The 23,819-nt window shown below is 73.0% G+C and carries 21 protein-coding genes; 16 read left to right on the forward strand and 5 right to left on the reverse strand.

Annotated elements, in window-relative coordinates:
- The first annotated feature begins 27 nt into the window (after positions 1-27).
- The 6 genes from ACQP00_RS26195 to araA are packed head-to-tail and all read left to right on the forward strand — an operon-like array spanning position 28 to position 7,312.
- Positions 28-1,530, forward strand: a complete 1,503-nt coding sequence (locus ACQP00_RS26195; protein WP_433223459.1) for a sugar ABC transporter ATP-binding protein — start codon at positions 28-30, stop codon at positions 1,528-1,530.
- On the forward strand, positions 1,527-2,552 hold the full coding sequence (locus tag ACQP00_RS26200) for an ABC transporter permease (protein ID WP_433223461.1): 1,026 nt from the start codon (positions 1,527-1,529) through the stop codon (positions 2,550-2,552). Before ACQP00_RS26195 ends, ACQP00_RS26200 begins: the two co-directional genes overlap by 4 nt.
- Positions 2,549-3,565 carry a galactofuranose ABC transporter, permease protein YjfF gene (gene yjfF, locus ACQP00_RS26205; RefSeq protein WP_433223463.1) on the forward strand — a complete coding sequence of 339 codons (1,017 nt, stop codon included), beginning with the start codon at positions 2,549-2,551 and terminating at the stop codon, positions 3,563-3,565. The genes ACQP00_RS26200 and yjfF overlap by 4 nt, the downstream gene beginning before the upstream one ends.
- Complete coding sequence (locus tag ACQP00_RS26210; RefSeq protein WP_433223465.1) at positions 3,562-5,175, forward strand: ribulokinase; 1,614 nt, start codon at positions 3,562-3,564, stop codon at positions 5,173-5,175. Before yjfF ends, ACQP00_RS26210 begins: the two co-directional genes overlap by 4 nt.
- On the forward strand, positions 5,172-5,831 hold the full coding sequence (locus ACQP00_RS26215) for an L-ribulose-5-phosphate 4-epimerase (protein ID WP_433223467.1): 660 nt from the start codon (positions 5,172-5,174) through the stop codon (positions 5,829-5,831). Before ACQP00_RS26210 ends, ACQP00_RS26215 begins: the two co-directional genes overlap by 4 nt.
- On the forward strand, positions 5,828-7,312 hold the full coding sequence (araA, locus tag ACQP00_RS26220) for an L-arabinose isomerase (protein WP_433223469.1): 1,485 nt from the start codon (positions 5,828-5,830) through the stop codon (positions 7,310-7,312). Before ACQP00_RS26215 ends, araA begins: the two co-directional genes overlap by 4 nt.
- Before the next feature lie 48 nt (positions 7,313-7,360).
- Here araA and ACQP00_RS26225 read toward each other — a convergent pair whose 3' ends face one another.
- Entirely contained in the window at positions 7,361-8,617 is a 1,257-nt protein-coding gene (locus tag ACQP00_RS26225; protein ID WP_433223471.1) for an FAD-dependent oxidoreductase, read from the reverse strand.
- A gap of 196 nt (positions 8,618-8,813) precedes the next feature.
- Here ACQP00_RS26225 and ACQP00_RS26230 point away from each other — a divergent pair, with 196 nt between their 5' ends.
- The 3 genes from ACQP00_RS26230 to ACQP00_RS26240 are packed head-to-tail and all read left to right on the forward strand — an operon-like array spanning position 8,814 to position 11,673.
- Positions 8,814-9,806, forward strand: a complete 993-nt coding sequence (locus ACQP00_RS26230) for a FecCD family ABC transporter permease (protein ID WP_433223473.1) — start codon at positions 8,814-8,816, stop codon at positions 9,804-9,806.
- Entirely contained in the window at positions 9,803-10,852 is a 1,050-nt protein-coding gene (locus ACQP00_RS26235) for a FecCD family ABC transporter permease (protein ID WP_433223475.1), read from the forward strand. Before ACQP00_RS26230 ends, ACQP00_RS26235 begins: the two co-directional genes overlap by 4 nt.
- A complete protein-coding gene (locus ACQP00_RS26240) occupies positions 10,849-11,673 on the forward strand; it encodes an ABC transporter ATP-binding protein (RefSeq protein WP_433223477.1) in 825 nt (274 codons plus the stop codon). The genes ACQP00_RS26235 and ACQP00_RS26240 overlap by 4 nt, the downstream gene beginning before the upstream one ends.
- Here the strand turns inward: ACQP00_RS26240 and ACQP00_RS26245 are convergent.
- Both ACQP00_RS26245 and ACQP00_RS26250 read right to left on the reverse strand, forming a co-directional pair.
- On the reverse strand, positions 11,588-13,270 hold the full coding sequence (locus ACQP00_RS26245) for an ABC transporter ATP-binding protein (protein WP_433223479.1): 1,683 nt from the start codon (positions 13,268-13,270) through the stop codon (positions 11,588-11,590). The genes ACQP00_RS26240 and ACQP00_RS26245 overlap by 86 nt on opposite strands.
- The gene (locus ACQP00_RS26250; RefSeq protein WP_433223481.1) at positions 13,267-14,871 is read right to left on the reverse strand and encodes an ABC transporter transmembrane domain-containing protein; all 1,605 of its coding nucleotides are present in this window, start codon (positions 14,869-14,871) and stop codon (positions 13,267-13,269) included. The genes ACQP00_RS26245 and ACQP00_RS26250 overlap by 4 nt, the downstream gene beginning before the upstream one ends.
- A gap of 99 nt (positions 14,872-14,970) precedes the next feature.
- On the opposite strand from ACQP00_RS26250, the gene ACQP00_RS26255 reads away from it, so the two are divergent.
- Together ACQP00_RS26255 and ACQP00_RS26260 are read left to right on the forward strand one after the other, a co-directional pair.
- Positions 14,971-15,714 carry an AraC family transcriptional regulator gene (locus ACQP00_RS26255; protein WP_433223483.1) on the forward strand — a complete coding sequence of 248 codons (744 nt, stop codon included), beginning with the start codon at positions 14,971-14,973 and terminating at the stop codon, positions 15,712-15,714.
- A 184-nt stretch (positions 15,715-15,898) separates the two neighbouring features.
- Positions 15,899-16,918, forward strand: coding sequence for an ABC transporter substrate-binding protein (locus ACQP00_RS26260; RefSeq protein WP_433223484.1), 1,020 nt, complete (start codon positions 15,899-15,901; stop codon positions 16,916-16,918).
- Between the two features lie 29 nt (positions 16,919-16,947).
- Here ACQP00_RS26260 and ACQP00_RS26265 read toward each other — a convergent pair whose 3' ends face one another.
- Positions 16,948-19,320, reverse strand: a complete 2,373-nt coding sequence (locus tag ACQP00_RS26265; RefSeq protein ID WP_433223486.1) for a hypothetical protein — start codon at positions 19,318-19,320, stop codon at positions 16,948-16,950.
- 50 nt (positions 19,321-19,370) lie between these two features.
- Here ACQP00_RS26265 and ACQP00_RS26270 point away from each other — a divergent pair, with 50 nt between their 5' ends.
- The 4 genes from ACQP00_RS26270 to ACQP00_RS26285 all read left to right on the forward strand — a co-directional run bounded on the left by ACQP00_RS26270 (position 19,371) and on the right by ACQP00_RS26285 (position 21,848).
- Positions 19,371-19,757: a VOC family protein gene (locus ACQP00_RS26270; protein WP_433223488.1), complete on the forward strand. Its 387-nt coding sequence runs from the start codon at positions 19,371-19,373 to the stop codon at positions 19,755-19,757.
- A gap of 199 nt (positions 19,758-19,956) precedes the next feature.
- Positions 19,957-20,787 (forward strand): alpha/beta hydrolase, encoded by an 831-nt coding sequence (locus ACQP00_RS26275; RefSeq protein WP_433223490.1) that lies wholly within the window; start codon positions 19,957-19,959, stop codon positions 20,785-20,787.
- A 36-nt stretch (positions 20,788-20,823) separates the two neighbouring features.
- On the forward strand, positions 20,824-21,180 hold the full coding sequence (locus tag ACQP00_RS26280) for a tetratricopeptide repeat protein (protein WP_433223991.1): 357 nt from the start codon (positions 20,824-20,826) through the stop codon (positions 21,178-21,180).
- 68 nt (positions 21,181-21,248) lie between these two features.
- Positions 21,249-21,848, forward strand: coding sequence for a hypothetical protein (locus ACQP00_RS26285; RefSeq protein WP_433223492.1), 600 nt, complete (start codon positions 21,249-21,251; stop codon positions 21,846-21,848).
- Between the two features lie 3 nt (positions 21,849-21,851).
- On the opposite strand, the gene ACQP00_RS26290 is transcribed toward ACQP00_RS26285, so the two are convergent.
- Complete coding sequence (locus tag ACQP00_RS26290) at positions 21,852-23,033, reverse strand: cytochrome P450 family protein (protein WP_433223493.1); 1,182 nt, start codon at positions 23,031-23,033, stop codon at positions 21,852-21,854.
- A gap of 123 nt (positions 23,034-23,156) precedes the next feature.
- Here ACQP00_RS26290 and ACQP00_RS26295 point away from each other — a divergent pair, with 123 nt between their 5' ends.
- A complete protein-coding gene (locus tag ACQP00_RS26295; RefSeq protein ID WP_433223495.1) occupies positions 23,157-23,804 on the forward strand; it encodes a hemerythrin domain-containing protein in 648 nt (215 codons plus the stop codon).
- The last annotated feature ends 15 nt before the right edge of the window (positions 23,805-23,819 follow it).

Below are 23,819 nucleotides of genomic sequence, written 5' to 3' on the forward strand. Positions count from 1 at the left end.
GCGGGCCCGAAGAGACCGGACTGAACCATGCTGACCATGACCGGCATCACCAAGCAGTTCCCGGGTGTCATGGCCCTGCAGGACGTGGACTTCCGCCTGTCGCCAGGCGAGGTCCACGCCCTCATGGGCGAGAACGGCGCCGGGAAGTCCACCCTGATCAAGGTGCTCACGGGCGTCTACAGCAACGACGCGGGCGAGATCGTCCTCGACGGCACCCCGGTGAGCTTCACCGGGCCGCTGCAGGCCACCCAGGCCGGCATCAGCACGGTCTACCAGGAGGTCAACCTCTGCGCGAACCTCTCGGTCGCCGAGAACATCTTCATCGGCCGGGAGCCGCGCACCTTCGGGCACATCCGCTGGGGCACCATGCGCAAGCGGGCCGCCGAGCTGCTGCACCGCCTCGAGCTCGACCTCGACGTCTCGGCGCCGCTGGCCGAGTACTCGATCGCGGTGCAGCAGATGGTGGCCATCGCCCGCGCCATCGACGTGGAGGCCAAGGTCCTCGTCCTGGACGAGCCGACCTCCAGCCTCGACGCCGGTGAGGTGACCCAGCTGTTCCGGGTCATGCGCCAGCTCAAGGGCGAGGGCATGGCCATCCTGTTCGTCTCGCACTTCCTGGACCAGGTCTACGAGATCTGCGACCGGATGACGATCCTGCGCAACGGCCGGCTCGTCGGCGAGCACGCCGTGGCCGACCTGCCGCAGCTGGAGCTGATCAGCCTCATGATCGGCAAGGAGCTGGCGCTCCTCGAGCGCCTCGACGACCAGCCCAAGCGGCGGCTGGACAACGCGGAGCCGGTGGTCGCCGCCGAGGATCTGGGCCGCAGCGGGGCCATCGCGCCGTTCAGCCTGACCATCCACAAGGGAGAGGTCGTCGGACTGGCGGGGCTGCTGGGCTCCGGGCGTACCGAGGCGGCGCGGTTGTTCTTCGGCGCGGACCGCGCGGACAGCGGGACCATCGCGGTCGACGGCAAGCCGATCGCGATGCACGGCCCGCGCACGGCGATGCAGCACGACATCGCGTTCTGCTCGGAGAATCGGCGCACCGAGGGACTCGTCGAGGAGCTGTCGGTGCGCGAGAACATCGTGCTCGCGCTGCAGGCGGCCCGCGGCTGGTCCCGGCCGCTGTCCCGGCAGCGCAAGGACGAGCTCGTCGACAAGTACGTCAAGGCCCTCGACATCCGCCCGGCCAACCCCGACCTGCCCGTGCGGAACCTCTCCGGCGGCAACCAGCAGAAGGTGCTGCTGGCCCGCTGGCTCATCACCGAACCGCGGCTGCTCATCCTCGACGAGCCCACCCGCGGCATCGACGTCGGCGCCAAGGCCGAGATCCAGCGCCTGGTCACCGAGCTCTCCGACGGCGGCATGGCGGTGCTGTTCATCTCCGCCGAGCTCGAGGAGGTGCTCCGGCTCAGCCACAAGATCGCGGTGCTGCGGGACCGGCGCATCGTCGCCGAGCTGCCCAACACCGACGACGTCGACACCGACCGGCTCATGGCCGCCATCGCCAAGGGAGGTGATCCCGCGTGAAGCGCTTCGTCTGGCCGCTCGCCGTCCTCGCGATCCTGCTCGTCACGAACGTCTTCCGCTCGCACGGCTTCTTCAGCATCGAGCTGCGTGAAGGCCACCTGTACGGCAGCCTCATCGACATCCTGCGCGCCTCCGCGCCGCTTGCCCTGGTCGCGCTGGGCATGACGCTCGTCATCGCCACCGGCGGCATCGACCTCTCGGTCGGCGCGGTCGTGGCGATCGCGGGCGCCATCGCCTGCCTGCGCATCAGCGACCTCGGCGACCAGGCCAGCGTCGGCGGCGTCCTGGGCGCCGTCGGCCTGGCCATCGTGCTCGCGCTGGTGCTCGGGGCGTGGAACGGGTTCCTGGTCGCGACCATCGGCATCCAGCCCATCATCGCCACCCTGATCCTCATGGTGGCCGGGCGCGGGCTGGCCCAGCTCATCACCGACGGGCAGATCATCACGGTGAACAGCGGGCCGTACAAGATGATCGGGGCCGGCTACTGGCTCTCGCTCCCGCTGTGCGTGCTCATCGCGGCCGCCGTCATCGGCCTGGCCGCCCTGTTCGTGCGCCGCTCCGCGCTGGGCATGCTGCTGGAGGCGGTCGGCGGCAACGCGGAGGCGTCCCGGCTCGCGGGCATCAAGTCCCGCTGGCTGATCCTCGGCGTCTACGTGTTCGCCGCGGTCTGCGCCGCCGTCGCCGGGCTGATGATCAGCTCGAACGTGTCCAGCGCCGACGGCAACAACGCCGGCCTGCTCATCGAGCTCGACGCGATCCTCGCCGTGGTCATCGGCGGCACGTCGCTGTCCGGCGGGCGGTTCTCCATCGCCGGCACCGTGCTGGGCGCGGTCATCATCAAGACGCTCGACATCACCATCTACACCGTCGGCGTACCGCCCGAGGTCACCCTGCTGTTCAAGGCGATCGTCGTCATCGTGCTGTGCCTGGCCCAGTCGGCGAAGTTCCGGGCCATGTTCCAGCGGCGCCGGCCGGTGCCGGTCGCCGCCCGGACCGACGAGAAGGTGCAGGTGGGCGCGTGACCACAGTGGACACCGCGGCGCAGGCGCGGGCCCGGTCGTGGCAGCAGGTGGCCGTCACCTGGCTGCGCAAGCCGGTGATGGCGACCGGCATCCTGCTCGTCATCATGTACAGCGTCGGCGTCGTGCGCTACGAGGGCTTCGACGACACGCAGATCGTGCTCAACGTCTTCATCGACAACGCGTTCCTGCTCGTCGTCGCGGTCGGCATGACCTTCGTGATCCTCACCGGCGGCATCGACCTGTCGGTGGGCGCGGTGGTCGCCCTGACCACGATGATCGCGGCGACGATGCTGGAAAAGGGCTTCAATCCCGGCCTGGTCATCCTGGTGGTGCTGGCCGTCGGCGGGGTCATCGGCCTGGGCATGGGCGCGATCATCCACTTCTTCGACATCCAGCCGTTCATCGCCACCCTGGCCGGCATGTTCCTGGCCCGCGGCACCTGCTACGTCATCAGCACCGACTCGATCCCGATCACCAACGAGTGGTGGAACGGCGTCGCCTCGGACAAGCTGCGCTTCGGCGGCTTCCACATCGGCTGGAGCGTCGTCATCAGCGCGGTGGTCGTGGCGGCGGCGGCGTACGTGCTGGCGTACACCCGCTTCGGCCGCAACGTCTACGCCCTCGGCGGCAACCAGCAGTCGGCGCTGCTCATGGGTTTGCCGGTCGGGCGCACGAAGATCGGCGTCTACACCATCAGCGGCCTGTGCTCGGCCCTCGGCGGGGTGCTGCTGACCTTCTACACGCCCTCCGGCTACGGCCTCAACGCGCTGGGCATGGAGCTCGACGCGATCGCGGCCGTCGTCATCGGCGGCACGGTGCTCACCGGCGGCTCCGGCTTCGTGCTCGGCACCGTCCTCGGCGTCGGCGTGCTCGGCCTCATCCAGACCATCATCACGTTCCAGGGCACCCTCAGCTCCTGGTGGACCAAGATCGTCATCGGTGCGCTGCTGTTCGTCTTCATCGTGCTGCAGCGGACGGTGACCAGGAAACAGACCGCGCGGAGAACCAGATGACGCAATACGTAGTCGGCGTCGACTTCGGCACCCTGTCCGGACGCGCCCTCGTGGTCCGGGCGGACGACGGGGCCGAGGTCGCCACGGCCGTCCACGAGTACCGGCACGGCGCCGTCGAGCGCACGCTGCCGGCGACCGGGGACCCCCTCCCTCCACATTGGGCACTGCAGATCCCGTCCGACTGGATCGACGTGCTGCGCACCGCGGTCCCGCAGGCGGTCGCGCAGGCCGGCATCGACCCCGGCGACGTCGTGGGCATCGCCACCGACTTCACCGCGTGCACCTTCCTGCCCGTCCTCGCCGACGGCACGCCGCTCTGCGACGTGTTGCCCGCGGAGCAGCACGCCTACCCGAAGCTGTGGAAACACCACGCGGCGCAGGGCCAGGCCGACCGCATCAACGCCCTGGCCGCCGAGCGGCAAGAGCCCTGGCTGCCACGGTACGGCGGGAAGCTCTCCTCGGAATGGCAGCTCGCCAAGGCCCTGCAGGTGCTGCAGGAGGCGCCCGACGTCTACGCCCGCGCCGAGCGGTTCATCGAGGCGGCCGACTGGATCGTCTGGCAGCTGGCCGGCGTGGAGACGCGGATGGTCGGGCTGGCCGGCTACAAGGGCGTCTACCAGGACGGTGCGTACCCGTCGAAGGCGTTCCTCGAGGCGTTGGACCCCGGCTTCGGCGACTGGGTGTCCAAGGTGGACGGCCCGCTCGCCCCGCTCGGCGGGCGGGCCGGTTCGCTCACCGACGAGGCGGCGGCCTGGACCGGGCTGCCGGCCGGGATCGCCGTCGCGGTCGGCAACGTCGACGCGCACGTCACCGCGCCGGCCGCCAAGGCGGTCGAGCCGGGCCAGCTGGTGGCCATCATGGGCACCTCGACCTGCCACGTGATGAGCGGCGCGGAGCTCGCCGACGTGCCCGGCATGTGCGGCGTGGTGCAGGACGGCATCATCCCCGGCCTGTGGGGCTACGAGGCCGGGCAGTCCGGCGTCGGCGACATCTTCGCCTGGTACGTCGAGACGCTCCTCGGCGGCGCCGTGACCCACGAGCAGCTGACCGAGCTCGCCGCCGCCCAGCGCCCCGGCGCGCACGGACTGGTGGCCCTCGACTGGCACAACGGCAACCGCTCGGTGCTCGTCGACCACGGCCTGTCCGGGGTCATCGTCGGGCAGACGCTGCACACCCGGCCGGAGGACGTCTACCGGGCGCTGGTCGAGGCGACGGCGTTCGGCACGCGCACCATCATCGCCGCGCTGGAGGCGTCGGGGGTGCCGGTGACGGAGTTCATCGCCGCCGGCGGGTTGCTCAAGAACCGTTTCCTGATGCAGGTGTACGCCGACGTGCTGCGCCGCCCCATCTCGGTGATCGGCTCGGAGCAGGGCCCGGCGCTCGGTTCCGCGATGCACGCCGCCGTCGCCGCGGGCGTCTACCCCGACATCCGGGCCGCGGCGGCCGCGATGGGCCGGGTCGAGCGGGACGTGTACGTGCCCGACGAGGCCGCGGCCGACGTCTACGACCGGCTGTACGCCGAGTACGTGGCCCTGCACGACTACTTCGGAAGGGGCACGAACGACGTGCTGCACCGGCTGCGGACGCTGCGCGAAGAGGTCGCCCGGTGATCAGCCGCCTGCGCGAGGAGGTCTGCGCCCTGCACGCGGAGCTCATCCGCTGGGGCCTGGTGACGTGGACGGCGGGGAACGTCTCGGCCCGGGTGCCGGGCGAGGACCTGCTCGTCATCAAGCCCTCGGGGGTGGGTTACCACGAGCTCACCCCGGAGACGATGGTCGTGTGCGACCTGGAGGGCAAGCTGGTGGAGGGCGAGCACGCGCCGTCCAGCGACACCGAGGCGCACGCCTACGTGTACCGCCACATGCCCGAGGTCGGCGGGGTGGTGCACACGCACAGCCCGTACGCGACCGCGTGGGCCGCGCGCGGCGAGCCGATCCCGTGCTCGATCACCGCGATGGCCGACGAGTTCGGCGGGGACATCCCGGTCGGCCCGTTCGCGCTCATCGGCTCCGACGCGATCGGCCGCGGGATCGTCGAGACGCTGACCGGGCACCGCTCGCCCGCGGTCCTCATGCGCCAGCACGGGCCGTTCACCATCGGCAAGTCCGCCAAGGCCGCCGTCAAGGCGTCCGTCATGTGCGAGGACGTGGCCCGCACCATGCACCTCGCCCGCCAGCTCGGTCCCGTGGAGCGGCTGCCCGGCGCGGCCGTCGACTCCTTGTTCGACCGCTATCAGAACGTATACGGCCAGAAGGGCGCACGATGACGTCGCACGAGATTTGGTTCCTCACCGGCAGCCAGGGACTCTACGGACCGGAGACCCTGGAGCAGGTGGCGTCGCAGTCGCGCCAGATCGCCGCGGCCCTCGACGAGTCGCCGGCCGTCGGACCCCGGGTGGTGTGGAAGCCGGTGCTGACCTCGGCCGGCGACATCCTCAAGGTGTGCCTGGAGGCCAACGCCGACCCGGGCGTGGTCGGCGTCGTGGCCTGGATGCACACGTTCTCCCCGGCCAAGATGTGGATCGCCGGCCTCGACGCGCTGCGCACCCCGCTGCTGCACCTGCACACGCAGGCCAACGTGGCGCTGCCGTGGGCGGACATCGACATGGACTTCATGAACCTCAACCAGGCCGCGCACGGCGACCGGGAGTTCGGCTACATCCAGTCCCGCCTCGGCGTGGCCCGCAAGACGGTGGCCGGGCACGTCAGCGACCCGCGGGTGGCCCAGCGGATCGGGGCCTGGGCCCGGGCCGCCGCCGGCTACAGCGAGATGCGTTCGCTCAAGCTGGTCCGCTTCGGCGACAACATGCGCGACGTGGCGGTCACCGAGGGCGACAAGGTCGAGGCGCAGCTGCGCTTCGGCGTCTCGGTCAACACGTACGGCGTGAACGACCTCGTCGAAGCGGTGGACGCCGCCGCGGACTCGGAGGTCGACAAGCTCGTCAAGGAGTACGCCGACACGTACCGGGTCGCCTCGGCGTTGCTGGGCGAGCGCGCGGAGTCGCTGCGCTACGCGGCCCGCATCGAGCTCGGCCTGCGCTCCTTCCTGGAGGCGGGCGGCTACAAGGCGTTCACCACCAACTTCGAGGACCTCGGCGGGCTGCGGCAGCTGCCGGGCCTGGCCGTGCAGCGGCTGATGGCCGACGGCTACGGCTTCGGCGGCGAGGGCGACTGGAAGACCTCCGTCCTCGTGCGCACCCTCAAGGCCATGGCGCCGGGCGGCGGGACGTCGTTCATGGAGGACTACACCTACGACCTGACCCCGGGCAACGAGGTCATCCTGGGCGCGCACATGCTCGAGGTGTGCCCGTCGATCGCGGCCGACACCCCCTCCTGCGAGATCCACCCGCTGGGCATCGGCGGCCGCGAGGACCCGGTCCGGCTGGTGTTCGACGCCGCGCCCGGCCGGGCCGTGGTGCTCGGCCTGGCCGACCTGGGGGAGCGGTTCCGCCTCGTCGCCAACGAGATCGACGTGGTACCGCCATCCGCCCCGCTGCCCAGGCTCCCCGTCGCGCGCGCGGTGTGGAAGCCGGCCCCGGACCTCGCCACGTCCGCGGAGTCGTGGCTGACCGCGGGCGGGCCGCACCACACCGTGCTGTCACAGGCGGTCGGCGTGGAGGAGCTGCACGACCTGGCCGAGATGGTCGGCACCGAGCTGCTCGTCATCGACGCCGACACCACCACCCGCGAGTTCGCCAAGGAGGTCCGCTGGAACGCGGCCTACTACCGCCTGGCCCGCGGGTTCTAGGTTCTCTTCCCGGCTGGTGTCCCCGCACCGGGGACACCAGCCGCTTCGTCATGCGGTGGCGGCCAGCCGCTCGGCGATCCAGGGCGCGAACAGCGACCGCGGCGGGTCCACCAGGGACGTGACCCGGATGAACGCCTCGGCCAGGTCGCCGTCCTCGACCGCGGCCAGCTGGATGGCCCGGATCGTCGCGGCCGGTCCGCCGGTCGACCGGCCGTCCAGGGCCAGGTCGGCCCCGACGGCCAGGGTCCACGGCGCCTCGTGCAGCTCGGCCTGCCCGGCGTGGAACCGGGCCGGGTCGTCGTCCGCGCGCAGCAGCTCCGCGGACATCGCGGCGGTCGACATGCCCTGCCCGTAGACGGGGTTGAACGCACACGCGGCGTCACCGATCACGAGCAGGCCCGGCGGGAGCGCCGCGGACTCGTAGCGGCGCCGCACGTACGCGGGGAAGTGGTACGTCGACGCGTCCCCGACCGGGGTGCCGCCCGCGATGACCTTGGCCGTGTCCGGGACGGGCAGGCTGCCCGCGTACGCCGCGAAGCCGTCGAGGTCGGCCGGCGGCCGCTCGCCGTGCACGCCGGCCAGGGTGACCAGCACCCGGCCGCCCTCCAGGCGCTGCATGACCGAGCTGCGGCGCAGGCCCGGGTAGCGGGCGGTGATCACCACCCGGTCGTCGGCGAGCAGGTCGCCCTCGAAGATCCGCGACGCGTACCGCACGTCGATCGGCACCACGTCCTCGGCCGGCGCCGCGAACCCGAGGCCGGCCAGCCACTGCGGCATCCGCGAGCCGCGCCCGGTGGCGTCGACGAGAAGATCGGCCGGGACGACCCGGGAGCCGTGCCCGTACCGGCTGGTGATGTGCACCGCCCGAACCCCTTGGGCCTCGGCGCGCAGGCCGACGACGTCGTGGCCGTCGGTGATGGTGACGTTGGGCAGGTCCCGGACCGCGGCCCGGATCGTGTGCTCGATCAGCGGACGGCTCGCGGTGAGCGCCGCCAGCCCGATGGACCGGCGGGCCAGCGGCCGGCCGTTCAAGTACCAGCGGGCGTTGCCGAGCACGTCGCCGGGGAGCGCCCCGGCGGCCAGGAGCTGGTCGGTGAGCCCGGGCAGCAGGCCTTCGGCGGCCTGGAGCCCGCGGGGGAGCAGGGCGTGCACGTGCCGCCCCTGGGGCGTGCCCCGCCGGGCCTCGGGCCCGTACGGGAGGTCGTCCCGCTCGATGATCTCGATGGTGTCGTAGCGCGGCGCGAGGGCGGCCGCCGCGAGGAGCCCGGCGACGCTGCCGCCGAGGACGACTGCGTTCTGCTTCATGCACGCAGCGTCGCCGCCCGGGCGGGCGCCGTCTGTGTCGAAAGACGTACGCGTTCGGACGCCTTTGCGTCACTCCCGGTCACGGCTGGCGGTTCGGCGACACGGGATGGCGGGTGGCGGATCTTGTCGTGGGCCGCCGCTCGCCCTAGGTTCCTTAGGCAAGGCTTACCTGAGGCGAAGGGCGAACGAGAACCACATGCGTGCCGTCCGGGCCGCCGGCCTGGCCGCCGCCCTCGCCCTGCTCCTGCTCGTCGTCCTCGGCAGCCTCGCCGTGGGCGTCAAGGCGATCCCGTTCGGCCAGGTCCTCGACGCGCTGCTGCACGGGCGCGGCCCCGACGCCGGCGTCATCCTCGACCTGCGCCTGCCCCGCACGCTGCTCGGCGTGGCCGCCGGGGCGTCCCTCGCCGCGGCCGGCGTGCTCATGCAGGCCCTGACCCGCAACCCGCTCGCCGATCCCGGCCTCCTTGGGGTCAACGCCGGGGCCGCGTTCGCGGTCGTCGTGGCCATCTGGATCTGGCGCTTCGCCGACCTGACCGAGTTCGTCTGGTTCGCGTTCGCCGGGGCCGGGATCGCCTCCGTGCTGGTGTACCTGCTCGGCTCCCGCGGCCGCTCCGGCGCCACCCCGGTGCGGCTGGCCCTGGCTGGCACGGCGGTCAGCGCGGTCCTCGGCGCGCTCATCAACCTCATCACGCTGCTCGACCCGAAGGTCTTCGACGGGTTCCGGTTCTGGGGCGTCGGCTCCCTCGCCGCCGTCGACCGGGCCGTCATCTGGCAGGTCCTGCCGTTCCTCGCGGTGGGAGCGGTCCTGGCCGCCGGGCTGTCCGGCGCGCTCAACACCCTCGCCCTCGGCGACGAGACGGCCCGGGCGCTGGGCAACCGGGTCGGGCGCACCCGCGTGCTCGGCGCCGTCGCGGTCACGCTGCTGTGCGGGGCCGCCACCGCCGCCGTCGGGCCGATCGCGTTCGTCGGGCTCACCGTGCCGCACATCGCCCGCGCGGTGACCGGGCCCGACCATCGGTGGCTCATGCCGTACGCGCTGGTGCTGGGCCCGATCCTGGTGCTGGGCAGCGACCTGCTGGGCCGGCTGCTCGCCCGCCCGGCCGAGATCCAGGCCGGCATCGTGACCGCGTTCCTGGGCGCGCCGGTGTTCATCGCGCTCGTCCGCCGCCGCCGGGTGCCCGAGCTGTGAGCGTCGGGTCCGGCCGGGTGCTGCGCACGCGCGCCGACCGGTTCTCGGTGCGCTGGCACCCGCGCACCGTTGCCGTCTGCGGGGTGCTGCTCGCGATCGTCGTCGCGGTGGGGGCGCTGAGCCTCACCACCGGCACGTACCCCGTCGCGCTGGATCGGGTCTGGGCCACGCTGCTCGGGCACGGCACGCGGATCGAGCACTTCATCGTGGTACAACTGCGGCTTCCAAGGGTTTTGACGGCGATCCTGGCGGGCTGGGCGCTGGGCCTGAGCGGGGCCGTGTTTCAGGGCCTGTCGCGCAATCCGCTGGGCAGCCCCGACATCATCGGCTTCACGGCCGGCGCGGCCTGCGGTGCGGTGCTGGAGATCGTGGTCCTGCGCGGCGGCCCGGCGCAGCTCGCGATCGCGGCGGTCGGCGGCGGCCTCGTCACCGCGGTCGTCGTGACGCTGCTGTCGGCCCGGCACCGCCGCCTGACCGGGTATCGGCTCATCCTGATCGGCATCGGGATCGGCGCGATGCTGCAGTCGGTGACCACGTGGCTGCTCACCAAGGCCACGCTCACCGACGCGCAGAGCGCCGCCGTGTGGCTCATCGGCAGCCTCAACGCGGTCGGCTGGGGCACCGTCACGCCGCTCGCGGTGTCCGTGGCCCTGCTCACGCCTCTGGCCGTCGTCGGCGGGCGGGCGCTGGGGTGGTTGGCCCTGGGCGACGAGACGGCGAAGGGCCTCGGGCTTCCCGTCGAGCGCAGCCGGTACCTGCTGATCTTCACCGGCACCGCCCTGGCCGCCGTCACCGTCGCCGCCGCCGGCCCGATCACCTTCGTCGCGCTGGCCGCGCCGCAGCTGTGCCGCCCGCTGACCCGCGGCCCCGGCGCGCAGCTCGTGCCGGCCGGGGCGATGGGCGCCGCGCTGCTGCTCGCCGCCGACTTCGCCGCCCAGCGGGTGATCCCCTCCGGCCAGCTGCCCGTGGGCGTGCTGACCGGGGCGCTCGGCGGGCTGTACCTGTGCTGGCTGCTGGCCCGCGAGTGGAGGTCCGGACGCTCATGAACCCGCCCGCCCGGCTGCACGCCGAGGATCTGACGCTCGCCTACGACCAGCGGATCATCAGTACCGCCCTGGACGTGGTCATCCCCGACGGCTCCTTCACGGTCATCGTCGGCGCCAACGGCTGCGGCAAGTCGACGCTGCTCCGCGCCCTGTCCCGGATGATCAGACCAACCCGGGGCGCGGCCTACCTCGACGGCCGCGACATCACCCGGATGCCCGCCAAGCAGCTGGCCCGGCGGCTCGGCCTGTTGCCGCAGTCGCCGACCGCGCCCGACGGCATCACCGTGGCCGACCTGGTCGCCCGGGGCCGCTACCCGCACCAGCGCCTGCTGCGCCAGTGGTCGCGCGACGACGAGCGCATCGTCACCGAGTCGATGACCGCCACGGGTGTACTCGAACTCGCCGACCGTTACGTCGACGAACTCTCCGGCGGGCAGCGGCAGCGGGTCTGGGTCGCGATGGCGCTGGCCCAGCAGACGGACATCCTGCTGCTCGACGAGCCGATCACGTTCCTGGACATCGCGCACCAGACGGACGTGCTGGACCTGTGCGCGGACCTGCACGAGCACCAGGGGTACACCCTCGTGGCCGTGCTGCACGACCTCAACCACGCGTGCCGGTACGCGACCCACCTCATCGCGATGCGGGACGGGGCGATCGCGGCGCAGGGGCCGCCGGCCGACATCGTCACGGCCGCGCTGGTCGAGGAGGTCTTCGGCCTGCGCTGCGAGATCATCACCGACCCGCAGAGCGGGACGCCGCTGATCGTGCCCATGCATCGCGCTTCGCCCAGAGCTCGGCGTAGGTCCGCCGGTTCCTGATCAGCTCGTCGTGGGTGCCGCGCTCGACGATCCGGCCCGCCTCCATGACGACGATCAGGTCGGCGCCCATCGCCTGCTCGAGGCGGTGGGCGATGGTCACCGCGGTGCGGCCCCGCAGGACGGCGGCCGCGGCCCGGTCCAGGCTCTTCGCGGCGTCGCTGCCGGCCTCCGCGGTCGCCTCGTCGAGCACCACGATGTCCGGGTCGAGCAGCATGACCCGGGCCAGGGCGAGATGCTGGGCCTGGCTCGCCGTGAGCGGGCCGTCCTCGGGCAGGTGCGCGCCCACCGCCCGCAGCGCCTGCGCGAGTTCCTCGTCGGTGGCGCCCGGCTTGGCGAGGCGGAGGTTGTCGGCGACGGTACCGGCGAACACGTGCGTCTCCTGCGTCACGAGCACGCCACCGGGGTGGATCGTGCCCCGGCGGGGCTGCCGGAGGCCGGTGAGCAGGGCGGCGAGGGTCGACTTGCCGGAGCCGCTGGCGCCGACGATCGCGACGTGGTGCCGCGGCGGGACGTGCAGGCTGACGTCGTGCAGGACGTCCGGGCCGGCGCCGTAGCCGAACCGCAGGTGTTCGGCCCGCAGCTCCCGGCCGGGATGGCTGCTTCGCGGCGGCTCGGGCCGGGCCCGGGTGATGCCGACCAGGCGGGCCAGGCCGGCGCCGGCCTGCTGGAGCTCGTCGAACACGCCCAGCGCGGCGTTGACCGGGTCGAACAGGCCGGCGAAGAACAGCGCGGCGGTGGTGGCGGCGCCGATGCCGGCCCAGCCGTTGCGGACCAGGACGTACGCGACGAGCAGGACGGCGCCCAGCCCGACGAACTCGGCCACGTTGAGGCGGCCGTAGAAGCGGGTGGCGGCCCGGGTCGCCTGGAACTCGTACGCCATCGACTCCCGCGACGCCCGGTCGATCGCGTCCCGCTGCCGCTGTCCCAGCCCGAGGGCGCGCAGGGTGGGCAGGGCGGTGAACCCGGCGAGCAGGGCGGCGGCCCGGCGGCCGTCGGCGGCCCGGCCGGCCGCGTAGATCGGCCTGGAGGTGCGCAGATACCAGCGCAGGGTGGTCGCCTGCACCGGTACGGCCAGCAGCCCCGCGACGGCGAACCGCCAGTCCAGGACGGCCAGCCCGGCCAGGGTCGCGGCGATGGTGAGGGCGGCGCTGAGGAAGCGGCCGAGCACGCCCTGGGCGACGTCGCCGACCTGCTCGACGTCGCCGGCGAGGCGGGCGACGAGGTCGCCGGTGCCGCCCCGTTCGACCGCTTCGAGGGGAAGCTTGACCGCCGCGCCGAGCGCCTGTTCCCGGAGCCGCCCGAGGGCGGGCAGGACGACGCGGGTGAGGAGCGCGGTGCCGGCCCAGGTGGTGCCGGCGCCGGCGAGCGCGGCGGCGGCGAGGAGCGCGAGGGGTCCGGCCAGCGCTGCGGTACCGCGGTGGTCGGCGATCGCCTGGGTGATGGCGCCGATGGCGGCGGGTCCGGCGAGCCGTACCGCGCTGCCGGCGAGCAGGACGCCCAAGGCGGCGGCGAGTGTGGCGCGGTGTCCGTCGAGGAGGGTGCGCAGCTCGTGCCGGACCTCGGCGCCGGTGGCGACGGGGAGGATCGGGTCGCTCATGACGCCGGCTGCACCGTGATGACGTGGTCGCAGCGGGTGAGCCAGGCGGGGCTGTTCGTGACCACGATCGTCGGTCGCGCTCCGCGGAGCTGCTTGACACGCTCGGCGATACGGTCCTCGGTGACGGCGTCGACGGCGGTGGTCGGGTCGTGCAGGACGAGGATCGGGGGATCGGCGGCGAGTGCCCGGGCGAGGGCGACGCGCTGGCGCTGGCCGCCGGAGAGGGCCTCACCGCGGTCGCCGACCTCGGTGTGCAACCCGTCGGCGGCGACCTCGACGACCTGGTCGGCGGCGGCCGCCCGGATCGCGTCGGCCGGTGCGGCCGGCGTTCCGGTGAGCGCCGCGAGGTTCTCGGCGATGGTGCCCGGCATCAGGACCGCGTCGTGCGGTGACACCAGGAGGTGCGCGCGGAGCCCGGCCAGTCCGGAGTCCCTGATGTCCCGGCCGGCGAGCAGGATGCGGCCCTCCGCCGGGTCCTGTTCGCGGGCCAGCAGCATCGGTATCGCGGCCGCTGCCGCCGGGTCGGCGCACGTGATCCCGGTGAGGCCGCCCGGCCCGGTGCTCACCGTCAGCTCGGTGTGGCCCGCGGCCAGGCGGACACGCTCGAAGCGCACCGTCGTGCCCGATGCGGCGCCGCCGCCCTCCTCGACCGCCGGGGGTTGCGTCAGCACCTCGTGGACGCGGGCGGCGGAGGCGGCGGCGCGGGCGTGGGCGACGGCGGCCCCGGCGAGCACCTGCATCGGCCCGATCACGAACTGGGCCAGCCCGAGGGCCGACACCAGCGCGCCGAGCCCGATGCGGCCGGTGAGCGCCAGGTAGCCGCCCGTGCCGGCGATGACGGTGAGGTACCCGCCGCTCAACAGGGCCCCGGCGGCGGCGAGCGCGGCGCCGGACGAGGTCGCGTGGCGGGCGGCGGCGATGGCCCGGCGGCTGGCCTTCGCGTACTCGGTCACCGCACCGTCCTCGGCGCCGATGCCCTTGAGCACCCGCAGGCCACGGACGGTGTCCTCGGCCAGCGCGGTCGCCCGGGCCTGCGCGTGCTGCTCGGTGAGGCTGCGGGCGTGCACGAGCCGGCCGACGACGTGCTGGGCCGCGAGCAGGGTCGCGGCGCCGGCCAGGCTGATAGCGCCGAGCAGCACCGAGAACCGCAGCAGCAGGACGACGGAGACCAGCAGCACGACGGCGGCGGCGATGGCGGCGGCAACCTGCCCCGCGTACGCGCCGACCCGCGTGGTGTCGCTGCTCGCCCGGCTCAGGAGGTCGCCGGGCGTGTTGCGAACCCCGCCCGCCGGCCGGACCACGCGCTCGGTCAGCCACAGGCGCACGGTGTGACCGGTGTACTGCTTGGCGCGCGTGCTGGCCCGGGCGCCGAAGCGGTACGACATCGAGAGCAGCAGAAAGTCGGCCCCCAGCACGCCGAGCCAGAGCGCGAGGCCGGCCGGACTCCCGTGGTCGACGGCCCCGCTCACGGCCGCCCCGATGATCACCGGCACCATGGCCTCGCCGAGCTGGTGGCTGCTGTACAGCACCGTGGCGAGCACGAGGTCCCGCCGCCGCGCCCACAACGCCGCGCGCAGCAGGTGACCAGGGGCAATCATCATGATCGCTACGTTAGGCTGACCTAAGTTCGGCGTAAACGGCGTAGCCCGCCAACCGGTGTCGGCTGTTCGCCATGAGTGGTCCATCAGGGTGGAGGGCGCGTGGCGATCCAGACCGCGGCGATCGGGCTGGCCCGGTTCGACATGATGCGGGGCGAGCGGTTCGAGCACCACGTGCACCGCGAGCATCAGCTGGTCTGGGCCCCGGCCGGCGTCCTGATGGTCGACGTCGACGACCGGTACTGGGTCCTCCCGCCCGCCCTGGCCCTGTGGATCCCGGGCGGCGTCCGGCACGCGACCATCGCCCTGCGCACCTCCGTCATGCAGGGCATCTACCTGGACCCCGACAACTGCCCGGTGGCGTGGCGCGACCCGACGGTGATGGCGGTGTCCCCGCTGGCGCGCAACCTGATCGAATACTTGGCGGGCACCCTCGCCGACGATCACCGCCTGCACGCCGAGACGGTGCTGCTGGAGGTGCTACGGCCGGTCGTGAAGGCCACCATCGAGCTGCCGCTCCCGGCCGACGAGCGGGCCCGGGACGTGGCCCACCTGCTGCTGTCGGACCCGACGGACCACCGCAGCCTCGACGAGCTGGCGCGGGTGGCGCGCTCGAGTCCGCGTACGCTGCTGCGGCTCTTCCTGACCGAGACCGGCCTGACCTTCACGCAGTGGCGGGCCCATGCGCGGCTGCAGGCGTCGATCGGGCTGCTGGCCGAGGGGCAGCCGGTGGCGCGGGTCGCACCGCAGGTGGGGTACGCGACGGCCAGCGCATTCGTCGCCGCCTTCCGCCGCGTCACGGGCCACACGCCGGCGGCGTACTTCTCGCGCCTGCCGACCCTCTGATCCGCGTCCGGTCGTCTTTCGCCCGATGGTCTGCGGCCGGCTGACGGTGGCGGATCGGCGTGACAGCGGCGAGTAGGCGACATCACCTGGCGCGGCCCGGCCTTGTCCCGCCAAAGGCCTGACTCCTAGCCTGGCGATCGTTAGGCAAGCCTAAGCTAATCGCCACCCGCAGGAGCCACGCCGCATGAGCGCCAACCATCAGCCCGTTGCCAGCAATACGCCCTCGAACCGCACGGTGTCCCGCCGCGGTCTGCTCGCCGGTGGCCTCGGCGTGGCCGCGCTGTTCGGGCTCGCCGCCTGCGGCACGGACGACGACGGCCCGTCGGCGGGCGGCGGGTCCCAGGCGGCGGCCGGTACCCGGAAGATCGACACCGCGAAGGGCCCGATCGAGATTCCGGCCCAGCCGGCCCGCGTCGTCACCATCCAGCCGTCGGCCTCGGCGACCCTGTACGACCTCGGCGTCGTGCCGGTGGGCGTGTACGACCAGGGCGAGGAGTACATCTCCCCGCGGTACAAGGACCGCTGGACCCCGGCCCCGAAGATCGGCACCGCGGGCCAGATCGACCTCGAGAAGGTCGCGGCCCTGAAGCCCGACGTCATCATCGGCGTCGACTACCCGTGGAACACCGACGTGTACGACAAGCTGTCCGCCCTCGCCCCGACCGTCATCGCGACCGCCGACACCTGGCAGGCGACGGCCAGGACGACCGCCGACGCCGTCGGCAAGCGCGACCGGATCGCGGACCTCGAGAAGCAGATCACCGAGCGCGCGAACACCATCAAGTCCACCTACGCCGCGGTGCTGGGCCGCTACAAGTGGAGCATCCTGCAGGGCGGCTTCGACCAGGGCCAGTACTGGGTGTACGGCCCGGGCTCCGACGTCGGCACCATCCTCGCCGCCGCCGGCATCCAGTTCGCCCCGGCCAGCGCCGCCGTCCCGGGCCCCGGCAACCAGGCCCTGTCCTACGAGCGCATCGACGCCCTCGCCGACGGCGACGTGATCGGCTTCTACGCGGGGTACGACGGCAAGCCGAACAACGAGGGCCCGAAGCTGTGGGCGCAGCCGGCCTTCACCAACCTCCCGGCCGCGAAGAACAACCGCCTCGTCCCCATCCCCGACTTCCTGCCCGGCGGCTACGGCGACGCCCTGGCCGTGCTGGACCAGGTCGAGGCCGGCCTGAAGACCCTGCAGTCCGCAGCCTGACACCAGGTCGACGCGAGCGGAGCGGCGGGTCAGCTCTCGTCCATCTCCGCGACCTCGGTGATCCAGGTGCGGGTGGCGGTCGGGAGCTGGGAGGCGCCCTTCGCGTAGGTGGCGATGCCCGTCATCAGGCCCGGCCACAGCGACCCGCGCCACCGGCCGCCGAACGGGGTCAGCAGCACCAGGCGGCGGCCGTTCCACCAGCCGTGGGTCTCGGTGCCCGCCGCGCCGCGGACGGTCACGTGGGTGTCGGGGAAGTCGCGGAGGAGGTCCAGGACGAGCAGCGTGGTGCGCCGCGGGTCCTTGGAGGTGTCGACGAGCACGCCGCCGTGGTCCGAGCGCTGGACGGTGCCGATGGAGTCCGGGATCGCGTCGACGGCGTCGTCGAACGCGGAGCGCACGAGCAGCTCGCCGGCGTCGGCGGCGATGCCCTCGGCGCGGAAGTCGGTGCCGAGGATGTCGCCCGCGAGGCCGTCGGCGAAGCGGGCGACCAGGTCGGCGGGCGGGGCCGCGTCGAGGCGTACCTGCGCGCGGAGGTCCTCGAAGCCGCCGAGCGGTGAGAGCAGGTGGCCGTGGTGTACCGCGGCGAGACCGACCGTGGCCAGGGCGGCCTGCTCCTCGGCGAAGGCCTCGTCGTCGGCCGCGATGAGGGCGTCCAGGCCGGCCGCGAGGAGCGGGGTCCAGTCCTGCGGCGCGGGCCACAGGCCGGCGGCGGCGAGCACGAGCACGATGCGGAACGCGGCCAGCCGGGCGGGCAGCGGCCAGCCCGCGGCCGCCCCGCCGAGGCGCAGGACCTGCTGGCGCAGGCGCTCGATCTGGCCCGCGTCCATGCCGACCACGGCGATGCCGAGGCCGTCGGCGGCGTCCACGGCGGTACGGCCGAACGCGAAGTCGAGCAGCGCCGGGCCGACGATCGCGCGCAGCCGCTCCTCCTCGGCGGCGCGGCGCTCGGCGACCGGGACGCCGTGGCGTGCGGTGCGCCCGGAGGCCAGCGCCGAGACCGCCGCGAACAGCGCCTCGAGGTCGCCGGCGTCGCCGAAGACGTCGCCGAGCTCGCGGACCTCCAGCGGCGAGGGGTGCGTGTAGCGGGTCACGGCCACGGCGACGTCGCTGATCACGGCCTCGCCCAGCTGGGTGCCGTCCGCCGCCCGGACCTGGGCCGAGCGGCCGCCGAGCCGCGCGCCCTCCGCCACGTACGTGTGCAGCCGCCCCTCCGCCGCCGTCCACGGCAGCTTGAGCGACGTCTCGCCGGCCGTCGCGACCAGGCCGTCGGGCGCGCTCGAACCGGCCGCGACCAGGTTCGCCTCGACGCGATCGGCGTGCACGCGCAGCGTGAGGACCCGGGTGGCGGCGGGCGGGACCGGCTCGGGGGTACGAACGGCGAGGGACGGGTCGCCGAGCGCGACCTCGCGCCCGTCGACCGGGTCCAGCAGCGACGCCGTCACCTCCTGCAGCAGCGCCAGCTCGCAGTTGCCGCCCGGGTCGGCGCTCGTCACCAGCAGCGACTCGGGGGTGCAGTCCAGGCCACCGGTCACGAGCACGCCGGCGTCACCGTTCCACCACTCGATGACCCCGGCGCCGCGGTACCGCCCGTCGCTCGCGGTCTGCACCAGCACCTCGCCGGTCTCGTCGAAGCCGCCGACCTCGTCGAGCGCGGCGGTCAGGCCGGCCGCGTCGCAGCGCACCCCGGACGGCACCAGCAGGCGCACCTGCAACGCGCGCACCGCGCGGGCGAGCTCGCCGAAGGCGCGTCCGGCCGGGTCGAACGCGGGCGCGGCGACGCTGAGCCGGTCCGCGCCGGGGGAGAACGGCAGCTGCTCGACGATCGGCACCTGGTCGTTGGCGAGCAGCATCGGCTCGTCGTGCTCGCCTTCGTGCTCGCCTTCGTGCGGGCGGGCGGTCAGCAGGGCCGCGACCGACTCGAGGCGCTCCACCCCGATCGGCTCGATCCACAGCTGGCCGGGCAGGCGCCGCAGCCACTCCGCCAGGTCGGTGATCAGCGTCGGTACCGTCGGGCCGTCCGCCGTCAGGTGCGTCCACACCTCCGCGTCGGGGCCCCATCCGCCGGGCGTGGCGTCGCCGGAGCCGATCGACACCGTGGCGGCGGTCGGTGAGACCGCGATCACCACGCGGGCGCGGAACGCGCCGCCGGAACGGCACACCACCGGCACCGGCAGCACCTCGCGCACCGCCGTCGTGCCCGCACCGAGCGTCGCCTCCGCGCGGGCGTCGAACAGCACGGTGGTCCGCGCCCCCGCCGCGCGCGCCTGGCGCAGGCAGGCCTCGGCGAAGCCGAGATCCGCGCGGCCGGTCAGGACGAGCACCTCTTCGGCGCCGCTGAGCAGCGGCGCGGGAGTCTGCGGGCGCTCGGCCGGAGCCGTCCACGCCGGGCCAGCTGTCAGCAACCTTCGGCTCCCTTCGGCGGCAACACCGTTGTCACATATACCTTGACGCAATGACCGTCCGCATCAGGCACATCACGATCGACTGCGCCGACCCGTACCGCTTGTCCCTCTTCTGGAGTGCGGTGACCGGCTACCAGGAAGCACCCAACGACCCCAACCTGCCAACGCATGATCAGGCGCTCATCCTGGCTCCGGACGGCTCTGCCGGCCTGCTGTTCATCCGCGTCCCCGAGCCCAAGAGCGTGAAGAACCGCATCCACTTCGACGTGCAGCCGCTGGACGCGACGCGCGACGAGGAGCTGGAGCGGGTGCTCGCCCTGGGCGCCTCTCAAGTCGACGATTTCAGACGACCAGACGGTACCGGCTGGGTTGTCGTCGCCGATCCCGAGGGCAACGAGTTCTGCATCGAACGGTCGCCGGCCGAACGCACCGGGTGACCGTTTCCTGCCGCCGTGCCCCGCGCCGCCCTCCGAACGCACGGCGTGACCGGATCGCGCACTCGCGTGACCGATCCGACAGGCGCGCGGAGCGGGCACGTTGCGGCGGGAGAAGCGGCGACTGCGTAGCGTGACCATGTCGTCACGAGTATGCCCGGTGGTGCTTGCGCGGCGGGGGCGGTCGGCGGACCATGCTGCCATGCAGCGCGATGAACTCGCCCTCACCGGCGGTGGCGGCGTCCGGATCGTGTACGACGCGTGGGTGCCCGAGTCCGGCGCGACCGGCTACGCCGTGCTCTCGCACGGCATGGGGGAGCACGCCCGGCGCTACGACCACGTGGTGCAGCGGCTCGGCGACATCGGGCTCGCGGTGTACGCGCCCGACCACCGGGGGCACGGACGGTCGGCGGGCAAGCGGTTGCTGGCCCGGAGCATCAGGGAGTACACGAGCGATCTGCGGTTGCTTTTCGCGGCTGTGCGCGACCGGCACGCGGGGCAGTCGCCGTTTCTGATCGGGCACAGCATGGGGGCCATGATCGCGCTCGCGTATGCCCTCGATCACCAGGCCGAGCTGCGCGGACTCGTGCTGTCGGGCACGCCGGTGCTGCCCGGCAAGGGAATCCCGAAGCCGGCGATCGCGGTGGCCAAGGTGCTCGGCCGCATCGCGCCCGGGGCGCCCGTGCAGACGCTGCCGTCCCGGCTGATCTCGAAGGACCCGGCGGTGGTGGCGAAGTACGACGCCGATCCGCTGGTGCATCACGGCAAGGTGCCGGCCGGGCTCGGCGGCGCGATGCTCTCGCAGATGGTCGAGTTCCAGCGCCGGCTGCCCGAGCTGACGCTGCCCGCGCTCGTGCTGCACGGGTCGGAGGACGGCCTGGTCGACGCCGAATCGAGCCGGCTGATCGCCGAACGTGCCGGTTCGAAGGACCTCACGCTGCACGTGTACGACGGCCTGCACCACGAGGTGTACAACGAACCCGAGCAGGAGCGCGTGCTCGATGACCTGATCGGGTGGCTGCGGCAGCACTAGGGAAGCTTTCGTACCGTCCGTGCGTTGTGGCTGACCATGAACGACGCCATCGCCGAGTACCGCAGGGGAGTCCTCTACTTCGACGCCGGTGATCCCATCGAGGCCGCCAAGATCCTGTCCACCGTGCTGGACGAGGAGCCGGGCAACGCCGAGGTGCGGCTGTGGCTGGCGCGCGCCTATTTCGCCTCCGCGCAGCTCAACCGGGCCGAGACGCATCTGCGCGCGCTCGTCGATCGGGACCCGAGTGACCACTACGCGTGCCACCTGCTGGGACGCACGCTGGAGCGGCAGAACCGGCCCAAGGACGCGCTGCCGTTCCTGCGCCTGGCCGCGGCGATGTCGGCGGTCCCGGACTACGCGACCGCCGTCGAACGGGTGGAGGGCAAGGTCTGAGCAGGTGAGCGGATTGGTGCCAACCCGGGGGCAGCGCTTCGCGCGGTGATCGCCTACGGTGCTCACTCGTGAGGCACTATCCGTGGCGCGCACTGCTCAAGGGCATCTGGCGAACGCTGCTCGCACTCATCGTGACGACGGCGTTCGTCATCGTGTGCGGCATCATGGCCGGCGGTCCGAGCTTCAAGTGGCTCGCCGCCGGCCTGATCCTGTCGCTGTTCGCGGCCGTGCCCGGCTACCTGCTGTACCGGCTCGGCGCGCCCGACCACTCGGCCGGCAACCGTGTGGTGATGCTGCTGGCGCTGATCGCCGGCTCGGTGCTCGGCACGCTGCTGGTCCTGCCGGTGTACATGTCGCGCGAGGGCGTGCCCACCGACGCGCAGGTCACGCAGGTCGTCCGCGCGATCAGCAAGGTCTCCGAGAAGCGCTTCCCCGCCTACCAGGTCGCCGACCGCCAGACCGGCGAGAACCTGGGCCGGCTGCGGTTCATGAGCACCGAGCCGAAGGTCGGCGACGTGGTCCGGGTGCGCAAGGACCCGCGCGGCTGGTTCAACGTCACGGTCGCCGACCCGACCGGGTTGTTCACGAAGCTGGCCGCCCTCATCGTGGCGGTGCTGGGACTGTCCGCCTTCTTCCTGGGTGCGGGCGGCCACATGCCGGAGGACTGACGCTCAGAGGCGCACGGGCAGCGCGACCGGCCCGTGGATCAGCACGCCCGGCCGCCACCGCACCTCCGCCGCCGGCACCGCGAGCCGCATGCCGGGGAACGCGGTGAGCAGGTCGGTGAACGCGATCTGCGCCTCGAGGCGGGCGAGGGGCGCGCCGAGGCAGTAGTGGATGCCGTACCCGAACGCCAGGTGCTGGTTGTCGGCGCGGTCGAGGTCGAACGTGTCCGGCGCGGGGAAACGCTCCGGGTCCCGATCCGCCGCGAGCAGTGAGATCGCCACCATCGCGCCGGCCGGGATCGTCACGCCGCCGTAGGTGACCGGCTCCATGGCGGTGCGGGACGTGGCCGTCTCCACCGGGCTCTCCAGCCTCAGGAACTCCTCGATCGCGGCCGGAACCAGCGCGGGATCCGCCCGCAGCCGGCGGTGCGCGTCCGGATGGGTCATCAGGGTGTACATCCCGTTGCCGATCAGGTTGACCGTCGTCTCGTGCCCGGCGAGCAGCAGCAGGAACGCCATCGACGTGAGCTCGTCCTCGCTGAGCCGGTCGCCCTCGTCCCGGGTCGCGATGAGCGCGCTCAGCAGGTCACCCGCCGGCGCCGAACGCTTGCGGTCGATGAGCCCCAGCAGATAGCCCACGAACGCCGCGGCCGCCTCCGGCACGCCGGGCCCGCCCGCCGACGCCGACACCATGACGGAGGTCCACCGCCGGAAGTCGGCCTGATCCTCGACCGGCACGCCGAGCAGTTCACAGATGACCTGGATCGGCAGGTGTACCGCGTAATCCTCGACCAGCTCCGCCTCCTCCTGGCCGCGCAGCGACCCGACCAGCGCGGCGCTCAGCTCGCCGACCCGGGGCCGCAGCTCCTCGACCCGGCGCGCCGTGAACACCTTCGCCACCAGCTTGCGCAACCGGGTGTGATCGGGCGGATCGTTGGCGAGCAGGTGCCTGGTCAGCGGGGTGCTCACCGGCCGCGCCAGCGACCTCGCGTTGTCCCCGGCACCTTGCCGCTTCGACAGGCGTGGATCGGCGAGCGCCACCTTGCAGTCGGCGTACCGCGTCACCAGCCAGACCTCGATGCCGTTGGGCAGCGTCACCGGGTGGACCGGCGCTTCCTGCCGCAGGTGCGCGTACACGGGATGGGGGTTGTTCCAGAATTCCGGCGTGAACTGCAGCTGCGACGTCACGCATCAACGGTAACGAATCGGACTGGCCGGCCGGTACCTCCGGCTCGAACGTGGCAGGACCACCGGCGTGGCGCCAAGCGGCTGTTAAGTGGCCGCCAACCGTTGCCGGGTCTGCTGTACGGCATGAAGCACTCCGCACCCGACCTGCTCGGGATCACCATCAACCACCGCTCGATGCGCGGCGACGCCCGCCGGTTCGCCGACGTCACCCGGGCCCTGGCCGACGGGCTGATTCCCGCGACGCCCGCCCGCGCCAAGGCCATCCACCGCTACCTCACCAGCCTCTGCGACGGCATCCACCACCATCACCAGGCCGAGGACGACATCCTGTGGCCGGTGCTGCAGGCGACCGCGGGCGCCGAGGTCGACCTGGCCGAGCTCACCGACGACCACGCGCAGCTGGACCCGCTGCTGGACCGCATCCGCGAACAGTCCGCCGCCCTCGCCGGTGCGCCGGGCGACCCGGCCGCGGCCGCGCGGCTCGCCGATTCCCTGGCGACGCTGCGTGACCTGCTCGACGAGCACATCGACGACGAGGAGCGCACCGTCTTCCCGGTCATCGTCCGGTACGTGTCCGGCGAGCAGTGGCAGAAGGTCGAGGACGCGGTGCGCAAGGGCGGGAAGATGAGCTTCGAGCTGCCCCGCATCGAGCGCTATGCGACGCCCGAGGAACTCGTCGCGCTGTACCGCCAGGCGGGCCCGGTGCTGCGCCTGCTCCTGGCCGCGGTCCGGCCCGGGTTCCTGCGCCGCGAACAGCTCATCTTCGGCTGACCGGCATCACATCCA

It is taken from the genome of Dactylosporangium sp. CS-047395, assembly GCF_050942185.1.
Classification (GTDB): domain Bacteria; phylum Actinomycetota; class Actinomycetes; order Mycobacteriales; family Micromonosporaceae; genus Dactylosporangium.

Bases quoted from the DNA above. Each gene is read 5' to 3' on its own strand.
- ACQP00_RS26195 (WP_433223459.1), top strand. From the start codon at position 28: ATGCTGACCATGACCGGCATCACCAAGCAGTTCCCGGGTGTCATGGCC.
- ACQP00_RS26210 (WP_433223465.1), top strand. From the start codon at position 3,562: ATGACGCAATACGTAGTCGGCGTCGACTTCGGCACCCTGTCCGGACGC.
- araA (WP_433223469.1), top strand. From the start codon at position 5,828: ATGACGTCGCACGAGATTTGGTTCCTCACCGGCAGCCAGGGACTCTAC.
- ACQP00_RS26225 (WP_433223471.1), bottom strand. From the start codon at position 8,617: ATGAAGCAGAACGCAGTCGTCCTCGGCGGCAGCGTCGCCGGGCTCCTC.
- ACQP00_RS26230 (WP_433223473.1), top strand. From the start codon at position 8,814: ATGCGTGCCGTCCGGGCCGCCGGCCTGGCCGCCGCCCTCGCCCTGCTC.
- ACQP00_RS26240 (WP_433223477.1), top strand. From the start codon at position 10,849: ATGAACCCGCCCGCCCGGCTGCACGCCGAGGATCTGACGCTCGCCTAC.
- ACQP00_RS26245 (WP_433223479.1), bottom strand. From the start codon at position 13,270: ATGAGCGACCCGATCCTCCCCGTCGCCACCGGCGCCGAGGTCCGGCAC.
- ACQP00_RS26250 (WP_433223481.1), bottom strand. From the start codon at position 14,871: ATGATGATTGCCCCTGGTCACCTGCTGCGCGCGGCGTTGTGGGCGCGG.
- ACQP00_RS26260 (WP_433223484.1), top strand. From the start codon at position 15,899: ATGAGCGCCAACCATCAGCCCGTTGCCAGCAATACGCCCTCGAACCGC.
- ACQP00_RS26270 (WP_433223488.1), top strand. From the start codon at position 19,371: ATGACCGTCCGCATCAGGCACATCACGATCGACTGCGCCGACCCGTAC.
- ACQP00_RS26275 (WP_433223490.1), top strand. From the start codon at position 19,957: ATGCAGCGCGATGAACTCGCCCTCACCGGCGGTGGCGGCGTCCGGATC.
- ACQP00_RS26280 (WP_433223991.1), top strand. From the start codon at position 20,824: ATGAACGACGCCATCGCCGAGTACCGCAGGGGAGTCCTCTACTTCGAC.
- ACQP00_RS26295 (WP_433223495.1), top strand. From the start codon at position 23,157: ATGAAGCACTCCGCACCCGACCTGCTCGGGATCACCATCAACCACCGC.